This is a genomic window from Mycobacterium sp. IEC1808 (assembly GCF_002101935.1).
Lineage (GTDB): Bacteria > Actinomycetota > Actinomycetes > Mycobacteriales > Mycobacteriaceae > Mycobacterium.
Window position 1 is genome coordinate 23865 of the sequence record NZ_LQPV01000068.1, and the last position, 10928, is coordinate 34792.

Sequence of the window (10928 nt, forward strand, 5' to 3'; positions counted from 1 at the left end):
TCTCGCCGATGAAATTCGTGCTGGCAAACTGGGGAACTCGCGGCGAAGTCGAGCCCTACGTCACTGTCGGCCGTGAACTGGTGCGCCGCGGGCACGACGTGCACATGGCCGTCGCCCCTGAAATGGTCGCCTTCACCGAGGCGGCCGGGCCCACGGCGGTCGCCTACGGGCCCGATTTGAAAGCCATCCTGGACCCGCACCGCGATTTCTGGGCGGGCCTGTTCGCCACCCCCTGGAAGATCCGGGAGCTGGGCAGGTTGTCGGCCGAATACTCGGCCCCGCTTTCCCAGTGCCGGCCGGAGGTCAGCGCGACGCTGACGTCGCTGGCCGAGGGGGCCGACCTGCTGCTGACCGGCATGAACTTCGAGGACGACGCGCTGAACGCGGCGGAGTACTGCGGCATCCCGCTGGCCACCCTGCACATCTTCCCGCTGCGGGCCAACGGCCGGCTGCTGCCGTTCCTGCCGGCGCCGCTGGCCCGCTCCGCGACGCGGACGCTCGACTGGTTGGCCTGGCGCGGAGGGAAGCAGGTCGAGGATGCGCAGCGCCGCGACCTCGGTTTGCCGGAGGCGACGCGCCCCTGGCCGCGCCGGATCGCCGAACGCGGGTCCCTGGAAATCCAGGCCTATGACGAGGTGTGCTACCCCGGGCTGGCGGCCGAATGGGCGAAATTCGGTGGCCGACGGCCGTTCGTCGGCGCCCTGACGATGGAGTTGCCGACGGACGCCGATGAGGAAGTGGCGTCGTGGATCACCGCCGGAACGCCGCCGATCTGCTTCGGATTCGGCAGCGTCGGCGTCGAATCCGCTGCCGACACGCTCGCGATGATCAGCTCGGCGTGCGCGCAGCTGGGCGAGCGGGCGCTGGTGTGCGCGGCCGGCTCGGACTACAGCAACGTCCCCCACTCCGAGCACGTCAAGGTCGTGGGCGTGATGAACTACGCGGCGGCGTTGCCGGCCTGCCGCGCGTTCGTGCACCACGGCGGCTGCGGCACCACGAACGCGGGCCTGCGCGCGGGACTGCCCACGTTGATCCTGTGGACGTTGCCCGATCAGGGGCTCTGGGGAGCCCGGGTCAAACGCCTGAAAGTCGGCACCGGGCGGCGCTTTTCGGCCACCACCGAGAAATCCTTGGTCGCGGATCTGCGCACCATCCTCGATCCGCAATGCGCCATCCATGCCCGCGACCTCGCCGCCCGGATGACCAAACCCGCCGAGAGCGTTGCGGTCACCGCCGATCTGGTGGAGAACTTCGCGCGCCTCAAGCGGATTGGCTGATCAGCCTCAGCCGTGGGCCAGCGCGCGGTCGGCCAGCGCCGCGATCGCCGGTGCCAGCAGCCGGGCGTATTGGAAAGTCAGATGCCCGGGGTCGAGATAGACCAGGGTGTTGCCGACTATGACCGGGCAGCGATTGGCCGTGCAGAACAAGTCGGTGAGGTCGGCGTACTGCCCGCCGCCGGCGGCGGTGGCGGCGGATTCGGCGGTGATGCCGGGCTCGTTCACCGCGGTTGATCTGGCAGGCGAGCAGGCCGTGGCGTCGTCGAGGTGGCCGGAGAGGCAGATGGGCACATACGACTGCGGGTCGGGGATGGGCCCGAGCACCAGCACCTGTGCGCCGGTGCCGCGCAACTCTCGCACCAGGCGGAAGAAGCTGCTGTTCCACGCCGAGTCGTAGGACGTGAACCCCGACGGCAAACCGTAGCGCTCGCCGTAGCGACGCATCACGTCGAGCACTATCAGCCGCGGGTGCTCGCTGCCCAACCGCGCGATGATCTGGCCGCGCCACCGCGTGCACTCCGTGTATTCGCGGTGCAGGGTGGGGCTGAGGATGCGCAGGTCCAGCAAGGGGCAACCCGCCTTGGACATCATCTCCAGCCGCCAGTGCCGCTGGGCGGCGACCTGCTGCAAGGCCGGGTTCCACATCGCGGCGGTGGAGTCGCCGACCAGCGCCACCGTCGTCGCCGAGGCCGTGTCGCCGGCGGCGCACTCGGGCTGTCCGTCTTGGAAGAAATTGCGCATGCAGCCGTCGCGGAACAAGGCCCGATGTTCCTCCGCGGCGTCGGCCAGTGGGGGATCGAGGTTCGACGGTACGGCCCTGAGGTCGGCCGATGCCGCCACCGCGGCGTGCGCCTGGGCGAACGCCTGCTGTACCGCAGCGTCGTAGGCGGCCATGCCGGAGCCCGCCGGGGCAGGCGCCGCGGTGATGGACAGCGGCGCTGCCGGTGCGCCGCGCCCCACCGGGGTCGGCACCCACAGCAGCAGCGCCACGCCCACGCAGACCGCCACCGCGGTGGCCGCTCCGCCGAGCGCGAGGCTGGCCCGGGCCGAGCGCCGCACGGGATCGGCGAACCGCAGCGGGTTTTCGATGAATCGCAGCGTGGGTGCGGCCAGCGCAGCGGAGACCATGGCCGCCGTCAACCGGGCGGCCAGCCCGAGCGGGTGACCCAGCAACGCCGGGGCGAGCAGGAGCACCGGCCAGTGCCACAGATACCACGAATAGGAGATCCGGCCGATCGCGCGCATCGGCGACGTGCCCAACAGCCGGCCGCATCCCTGCGACGGTGTGGCGCAGCCGGCGCCGATCACCAACATCGCACCGAGTGTCGGCAGCAGCGCGGCGATACCCGGGTACAGGGTCGCCGGGCTCAACTGGTTGCTGGCCACCAGGATCGCCCCGAGCCCGGCCCATCCGACGAGCGCGGCGGATCGTGCCGGCAGGCGGCGCCACTGGCCGGCGGTGAGGGCGATCAGCCCGCCCGCCGCCAACTGCCAGGCCCGGGTGGGCAGCGAAAAGAACGCCACCGGCGGCGCCACATAGGTGACCGCCAGGGAGAGCGCGAACGAGGCGGCCGCGACCAGCGCCAGGACCACAAGATAGGGACTCTGCGATGAAGGCGAGGAGGCGGCGTCCGTCCTGGTGCGCCGACGCGCACGCCGGATCAGCCACGCCGTACCGATGATCAGGGCCGGCCAGATCAGGTAGAACTGCTCCTCCACCCCGAGCGACCAGTAGTGCTGGAACGGCGAAGGCGGCGCCATGCCGCCGAAGTAGTCGACGCCTTGCTGAATGAACCAGTAGTTGCTGACATAAAGCGCGCTGGCGATGCCGTCGAAGATGACGGATCGGGCCTGCAACGGGGGGAGCAGGACCGCCGAGCCGATCAGGGTGATGACGCCCACGGTGGCCGACGCCGGCAGCAGTCGGCGGGCCCGGGCCCCGTAGAACTTGCCCAGCCGGACGGTGCCGGCGCTGCTCACCTCGCGCCACAGCAGTCCGGTGATCAAGAAGCCCGAGATGACGAAAAACACGTCCACGCCGACGAATCCACCGTCGAACCCGGGCACGTCCGTGTGAAACAGGACGACCGCCAGCACGGCGACGGCGCGCAAGCCCTCGATGTCCGGTCGGAACCGTGACTGTGCCGAGGGCCGACCCCGCGCCTCTTCGGTAGGGCGAACGCTATCGGACTGGCGCAAGGTCACCTACCTGGAAGCGGACACGTTCTTTGAATCGAGGAATTATCACACACGCGTTCAACACGCCTGAGCGACTTCACCACTATTCGCGGGCCCACCGGCGGGGCCCCGAGCCGGTGCTACGCCGAGGATTCGGGTTGCTCGCCGATCCATTCCAGCAGGGCGGGCAGACCGTCCCCGAGCGTCCACTTCGGACGCCAGTCGAGCTCGTTCTTGGCCGGGTCGATGTCACACCTCGCGGCGCGTACGTCACCGTCGCGGAATTTCCCGACGACGTTCGGTCGGGGGGCGTCGCAGATGGTGGCGATCTTTTCCGCCAGCTGATGGATCGTCGTCGGGATCCCCGACCCGATGTCGAGGCAGCGCGTCCCGTTCGCGGGTTTCTCGATCGCGGCGAACAGGGCCTCGACGATGTCGTCGATGTAGACGAAGTCACGCAGGATGTGTCCGTCTTCGTAGACTTCCAGCGCGCACCGCTGCCGCGCCAATCGTGCGAAAAGGGCAACGATTCCGGTGTAGGAGTTGGTCAGCGACTGTCCCGGTCCGTAGACGTTCTGCAGGCGGAGCATGCTGAGGTTGGTGTCGTGCGCGGCCGTCCACGCGGCCAGGATGTGCTCTTGGGCGAGCTTGGTCGCGGCATAGATGTTGGTGGGCCGCGGCTCGGTCCGGCCGGCGCAGCTCGCAAGCGGGACCACCGGATCGTCGGTGGGCCCCTGCGGATCCCACATACCGGCCTGCAGCTGCGCGTGGCTGCGGGGCTGCGGGTAGAAGATCTGCGAGCCGCATTGCCAGGAGCCCTCGCCGTAGACGGCCCGTGACGACGCCAGCACCAATTGGTCGGGCGCGTGTCCGGAGCGGCTCAGGGCATCGAGCAGTTGGGTCGTTCCCACCACGTTCACCGAACCGTGGCGGGTGGCCTCGGAAAGCGACTGCGCCGTTCCCGTCTCGGCCGCCAGATGAACGATCTGGGTCGGGCGGACCAACCGAAGCACGGCGTCGCAGTCCGGGGCGTGGGTGACGTCCCCGGTGAAGAACCGCACCGACGGCGGCAGCTCGATCGCCGCGCTTTTGCCGTGCACCTGCGGGTGCAGGACGTCCATGACGGCGACGTCGTAACCGGCGCCGACGAGGCGGCGCGCGAGCGACGACCCGATGAATCCGGCCCCGCCAGTGATGAGAACGGGTGTTGACAAGGGCCGACGCCTCCGGTTGCTCGGTGGAAATCAGGTGACCGGCAGGCGTTGCCTGGGTGCGGTCCGCGTGATCATACCCAGACCTTGCACGTCGGTCAGCCGTATCGACGGCAGGAAAACGACCGTCCTGCCGGACGGATCAACCGCCGGTAGACGTGCGGCCGGGCAGCCTATCCGTGGCGGCCGCGTCGGCCAGCGCGCGGTCGGCCAGTGCGCCCATCACGGGTGCGAGCGCCTGCGCGTACTGGCTCGTCAGGTGGTCGTCGAAATACACCATGGTGTTGCCCACGACGACCGGGCACCGGTCGCCGGCGCAGAACAGCGGCGTCAGGTTGTCGTAGCGTCCGCCGCCGGCTTTGGTGGCCGCGGTCTCATCGGCGATGCCGGCTCGGTTCAGCGCCTTCGCCCGGGGCGACGAGCAGGCCGTCGCGTCGTCGAGGTGATCGGACAGGCAGATCGGCACCGACTCGTAAGGATTCGGAACCGGCCCGAGCACCAGCACCTGCGAGCCGGCCCCGCGCAGCTGCTGCACCAGGCGGGTCAGGCCATCGGACCAGGCCCGGTCGTACGGCTTGGGCAGGTAGTCCAGGCCGCCGTACCCGCGCGACATGCTCACCACGACCAGCCCGGGGTGTTCGGCGCGCAACCGGGCCATGACCTCCCCGCGCCACTGCTCGCAGCGTTGAAAGTAGTCGACCATGCGGGCGACGAAGCCGGTGATGGGCAAGCTCATCGGGGGACACGCCCCTTTGGTCAGGGTGTCCAGCCGCCAGTGCCGCTGCTCGGCGACCTGCTGGAACGCCGGAGCCCACATCGTGGCATGCGAGTCACCCAAGAGGGCCACCGTCGTCTTCGATGCGGTATCGCCCATCACGCACCCGGGCTGGCCGCCTCCCAACAGATTGTGTTGGCAGCCGTTGAAGAATTCGGCTCGGTATTCGGCGGCCGCGTTGGCGAGAGATGGCTCGAGGTTCGACGGCACGGCCCGCAGGTTTGTTGCCGCCGCCACCGCGGCCTGCACCTGGGCGAACGCGTCGTGTACCGCCGCGTCGTACGCGTCGATGCTGGAGCCTGGAGCGGGGGGCGATGCCGTGATGGTCAACCGCGCGGCCGGCGAGCCGCCGCCGACCGGGTTGGGCACCCGGGCGATCATCACCGCGCCCACGCACACCGCGGCCGCGGTGGCGACGCCACCCAGCGCGAGGCTCGCAAGCGCGGACCGGCGTATCGGGGCGGCGAACCGGAAGGGGTCCTCGATGAAACGCACCGTGAGCACGGCCAGTCCGCCGGAGATGAGGACCGTGGCCAACCGGCCGGCCAACCCCAGGGGATGGCCCACGACGAACGGTGCGAGCAGCAACACCGGCCAGTGCCACAAGTACAAGGAGTAGGAGATGCGGCCGATCGCGCGCATCGGCGCCGCAGCCAGCACGCGGCCGCAGCCCTCGGCGGGCGCGGCGCAGCCGGCGCCGATCACCAGTACCGCACCCAGCACCGGCAGCAGCGCGGCGGTGCCCGGATACAACGTGCCCGGGCCGAGCAGGCTGCAGGCCAGCAGGATCACCGCCAGACCCGCCCATCCCGCGATGGTGGCGGCGCGCGCCGGGAGGCGGCGCCATTGGGTGGCCATGAGCGCCACCAGGCCGCCTGCCGCCAACTGCCACGCCCGGGTGGGCAGGGAAAAGAACGCCACCGAGGGCGCCACGAAGGTGGCGGCCAGCGACAGCGTGAACGACACCGCCGCGACCAGGGCAAGGACCACCAGATACGGGGTCTGCCCGGAGGGGGTGTCGGCCTTGGTGCGCCGGCGTACGAGCCATATGAGCCAGGTCGTGCCGATGATCAACGCCGGCCACACCAGGTAGAACTGCTCCTCGACGCCCAGCGACCAGTAGTGCTGAAACGGCGACGGCGGCTGCGCGGGGGAGAAGTAGCTCAAGCCCTCATGCGCGAAGTGGTTGTTGCTGACATACAGAGCGCTGTAGATGCCGTCCACCAGGACACCGTGGGCCTGCAACGGGGGCAGCAGCACGGCCGAGCAGATCGCGGTGACCACCCCGACCGCGGCCGAGGCCGGCAGCAGCCGCCGAGCTCGGGCTCCGTAGAAGCGGCTCAACTTCACGGTGCCGGCGGAGCTCACCTCGCGCCACAGCAGCCCGGTGATCAAGAAGCCCGAGATGACGAAGAAGACGTCCACGCCGACGAACCCGCCGCCCACACCCGGCAGGCCGGCGTGAAAAAGGACAACCGCAGCGACCGCGACAGCGCGCAGGCCCTCGATGTCGGGGCGAAAGCCCGACGCTATTGAGCGCTGGCTCCGCAGTCCTTCGCTGCGGCCAACGGGGTCGACATGAAGCACGAAGCAACCTTGAAGAGAAGAAGAATGAGGACGTGTCCCCCCGGTCCGGGGAAGTATCACACACGTGTTGAACGCATTGGGTATGTTTGCGAATCATTGTTCATCGTCTTGGGAAGGCGGAGCTCGCGCATGACCAACGTGGAGGTGCGGTGAGCGTCGTCGATAGCCCAACTGTGCAAAGTCCGGACGTCGACCGGACCAACCTCCACACGGTATGGAAAGCGGTTCTCGTCTGCGACGCGCTTCTGCTGGCCGCGGCATGCTATGTCCAGCCGGTGCTCCTCGCCGCGCTGGGCGGCCTTCTGATGCTGTGGCTGATCGCCCGCCTGGTCTATCGCGACCGCGACCGCTACATCCCGAACCTGTACGCCCGGGACACCCGGGTATACGACGACGCATATCGCGCGTTCATCGCCCGCACGCTCGAAGACATGCGCCGGTGCAAGATTCGCGGCCACACGCTGTTGTGGGAGGCGTCGCGACTGCCGAAACCAACCCGCCAGGACTCCGACGAACTGCTGCTCGACCTCGGCGTCTGGCTCGGGTGGTCGACGAGGCTTATGTCGGACGCTTCCGGCCGCCAGGTCTACGGCTTCGACACCTTCGAGGGCCTCGTCGAGGACTGGCAGATCGACGACCAGGCCCTCATCAGGCAGGGCACCTTCTCGCTGTCCGAACCGCTCGCGCAACGCTCCATGCAAGACACCGGCGTGAGCTTGCACGACGGCGTTCCCGACGCGCTCGGCCGCAAGGTTCAGTTCGTCAAGGGGAGCACCTACGACACGCTGGCGCCGTTCTTGGCCGAACAGCCCGCCGCGCCCATCGCCTTGTTCCACATGGATCTGGACACCTACGAAAGTTGCCTGCACGCGCTGGAAACCTGCAAGGACCGCTTCGTAGAAGGATCCATCCTCGTCTTCGACGAATACCTCGTCACCAACGCCGAAATGCTCGCGTTCTTCGAGTTCGTCAGCAAGTACGAGCTTCAGTGGCGATACCGCGCGTGGGGCCTCGAGATCATGGAGATGAATCTCGAGATGGTCGTCTCGCGGTGGAAGCGCGCGACCTACTACCTGCCCTGGATCGCCGGGTATTGGTTGGTGGGCGACGGCAGCTACGTCTGGAAGTTCTTCCGCAAGCGGTTTTGGCGCTTCTGGTTGGGCGCTCCGGTCGGCGACATCTTCTTCATGCTCGGTGCCGCCGGACAACGGAAGTCGGTCAGCCTGGAAATCACCGGCCTCGGTAAGCTCGACCCGGCCCGCGGGCGTGACCGAACCGGATGACCTAGGTCCAGGGCCGCGATGAAGTTTGTGTTGGCAAGCTGGGGAAGTCGCGGCGATGTCGAGCCCAACCTGGCCGTCGGGCGTGAGCTGGTGCTCCGGGGGCACGACGTGTGCATGGCCGTCCCGCCCGATCTGGTCGCCTTCACCGAGGCGGCGGGGGTTCGGGCGGTCGGCTTCGGACCCGAAGCTCGGTCCATCCTGGACTCGCACCGCGATTTCTGGACGTGCTTTTTCAGTCACCCCTGGCGGGTTCGGGAGCTGATCAGGTCGCGGCTCGCGATCGCCGGGCCCCTGCTGCGGGGGTGGCAGGAGATGAGCACGACGCTGAAGTCGCTGGCGCACGGGGCCGACCTGATATTCACCGGCATCAATTTCGAGGACGCCGCCGCCAACATCGCCGAGTACTACGACATTCCGTTGGCCACGTTGCATTACTTTCCGCTACGCCCCAACGGCCAGACCCTGCCTTTCCTGCCGGCGCGGCTGCGGCGAGCGGCGGTGGCGGCGTTCTGGTGGGTGTCGTGGCGCGGGATGAAGAAGGCGGAAGACGCCCAGCGCCGCGAGCTCGGCCTGCCCAAGGCAACCGGGTCCGCGCCGCGACGGATTACCGAACGCGGATCGCTGGAAATCCAGGCCTACGACGAGGCGTGCTTTCCGGGGCTGGCGGCCGAATGGGCGAAGTGGGATGGTCAGCGCCCGTTTGTGGGCACGCTGACGCTGGAAATGCCGACGGACGCCGACGAGGAGGTCGCGTCCTGGATCGGCGCGGGGACGCCGCCCATCTTCTTCGGATTCGGCAGCATTCCCCTCGAATCTCCCGCCGACACGATCGCGATGATCGCCGCGGCCTGCGCGCAGTTGGGCGAGCGGGCGTTGGTGGGCGCAGCCGGGACCGATTACGGTGACGTCCCGCATTTCGACCACGTCAAAGTGGTGGGCACCATCAATTACGCGACGGTCTTTCCGGCCTGCCGCGCGGTCGTTCACCACGGCGGTTCAGGCACCACACCCGTTGCCATGCGCGCGGGGGTCCCTCAGCTGATCCTGTATTGGGACCTCGTGCACGCGGTCTACGGTTCCGCGGTCAAACGGCTCAAGGTGGGCACCGCCCGGCGTTTTTCGACCGCCACCGAGCGATCGCTTGTCGCGGATTTGCGGATCATCCTCGCGCCGGAATACGCCGCCCATGCCCGCGAGTTGGCCACCCGGATGACCGAACCCGCCAAAAGCGCGGCGGACGCCGCCGACCGCCTGGAGAACTTCGCCCGCTTCAGGCGCATTTGTTGATCGGCAGAAGTATGGTTTAGCACTTGTTAGACCCAAGTAGAAGAGCAAGGGAGCTCCATGAAGTTTGTGCTGGCGTGCTGGGGAAGCCGCGGCGATATTGAGCCCGTCGCGGTCGTTGGCCGCGAGCTGGCGCGCCGCGGGCACGAGGTGTGCATGGCCGTCCCGCCCGACCAGATCGCGTTCGTCGAGAAGCTCGGGCTCGCGGCGGTCGCCTACGGCGTCGACTGGTCCGAGAGCATGAAACCGTTGCGCAGCTTCATGAGTTTGTTCCGCCGCCATCCCTGGAGAATCGCGGGCCTGATCAAGTTCTGGCGCGACCGGTGGGACGTCTTCACCGGCTGCTGGATGGACATGAGCAGGACGCTCGTGTCGGCGGCGGAGGGCGCCGATTTGCTGTTGACCGGCCAGAGCTGGGAGGAGCAGGCGAGCAGCGTCGCGGAGTACTACAACATTCCATTGGCCACGCTGCACTACAACCCGATCCGGGCCACCGCCGCCCGGCAGGTAAGGGCGTACGAGTGGGGATATTGGCTGCTGAGCAAGAAGGTCGAGGCCGCGCAGCGCCGTGAGCTCAGCCTGCCGAAGGCCACCAAACCCGCGCCACAACGGATCGTCGAACGCGGTTCGCTGGAGCTGCAGGCCTACGACGCGGCACTGTTCCCCTGGCTGCCCGCCCAGTGGGCGGAATTCACCAAGGAGCGGCCAAATGTCGGCACGCTGACGCTCGAGTGGCAGACGGATGCCGACGACGAGATCGCGGCGTGGATCGCCGAAGGCGAGCCGCCGATTTCGTTCGGCTTCGGCAGCATCCCGGTGGACGACCCGATCGAGATCATGACCATGATCGGCGCGGCCACCGCGGAGCTGGGGGTGCGCGGGCTGGTGGTGTCCGCCGGCAGCGACTACAGCAACGGCCCCCACTTTGACCACGTCAAGGTGGTGGACACGATGAACTACGCCAGGATCTTTCCCACGGTTCGCGCGATCGTGCACCGCGGAGGTTCGGGCACCACGAACGCCGCGCTGCGCTCGGGCGTCCCCGCGTTGATTCTCTGGAAGCTGCCCGACCAGTTCTTCTGGGGAAATCAGATCAAACGATTGAAGGTGGGCACCGCGCGGCGCCTTTCGACCGCTACCACCGAAACGCTCCTGCAGGACCTCCGCACCATTCTCGCCCCGGAGTACGCCGCACGGGCGCGCGAAGTCGCCGCCGAAATGAGCGTTGCGTCCAAAGGCACCAAGGCCGCCGGCGACTTGGTCGAAAATTTCGCGCGGTCGCGGGTGGCCGGCTGACCGGCTGATCGGCGCGCCGATCGGCACCGGGGTGACG

General features: G+C 68.3%; 7 protein-coding genes. 4 read left to right on the forward strand and 3 right to left on the reverse strand.

Translation table 11 applies throughout. The features are described from left to right. Positions 1-8 precede the first annotated feature (8 nt). The gene (locus AWB92_RS26515; RefSeq protein ID WP_085190959.1) at positions 9-1277 is read left to right on the forward strand and encodes a glycosyltransferase; all 1269 of its coding nucleotides are present in this window, start codon (positions 9-11) and stop codon (positions 1275-1277) included. Positions 1278-1283: 6 nt separating this feature from the next. Here the strand turns inward: AWB92_RS26515 and AWB92_RS26520 are convergent, their stop codons facing one another. The 3 genes from AWB92_RS26520 to AWB92_RS26530 form a co-directional block, all read right to left on the reverse strand. Continuing rightward, a complete protein-coding gene (locus AWB92_RS26520; RefSeq protein WP_277622339.1) occupies positions 1284-3476 on the reverse strand; it encodes an acyltransferase family protein in 2193 nt (730 codons plus the stop codon). A gap of 119 nt (positions 3477-3595) precedes the next feature. Further along, positions 3596-4669 carry an NAD-dependent epimerase/dehydratase family protein gene (locus tag AWB92_RS26525; RefSeq protein ID WP_085190964.1) on the reverse strand — a complete coding sequence of 358 codons (1074 nt, stop codon included), beginning with the start codon at positions 4667-4669 and terminating at the stop codon, positions 3596-3598. A 139-nt stretch (positions 4670-4808) separates the two neighbouring features. Beyond that, a complete protein-coding gene (locus AWB92_RS26530) occupies positions 4809-6992 on the reverse strand; it encodes an acyltransferase family protein (protein WP_241523617.1) in 2184 nt (727 codons plus the stop codon). A gap of 185 nt (positions 6993-7177) precedes the next feature. Here AWB92_RS26530 and AWB92_RS26535 point away from each other — a divergent pair, with 185 nt between their 5' ends. From AWB92_RS26535 to AWB92_RS26545, 3 genes are read left to right on the forward strand one after another with little or no spacing between them, the layout of a single operon-like run. Further along, on the forward strand, positions 7178-8311 hold the full coding sequence (locus AWB92_RS26535; RefSeq protein ID WP_085190968.1) for a class I SAM-dependent methyltransferase: 1134 nt from the start codon (positions 7178-7180) through the stop codon (positions 8309-8311). Positions 8312-8329: 18 nt separating this feature from the next. After that, positions 8330-9598, forward strand: coding sequence for a glycosyltransferase (locus tag AWB92_RS26540; RefSeq protein WP_085190971.1), 1269 nt, complete (start codon positions 8330-8332; stop codon positions 9596-9598). Between the two features lie 57 nt (positions 9599-9655). Beyond that, positions 9656-10891: a nucleotide disphospho-sugar-binding domain-containing protein gene (locus tag AWB92_RS26545; protein WP_085190974.1), complete on the forward strand. Its 1236-nt coding sequence runs from the start codon at positions 9656-9658 to the stop codon at positions 10889-10891. Positions 10892-10928: the final 37 nt, after the last annotated feature.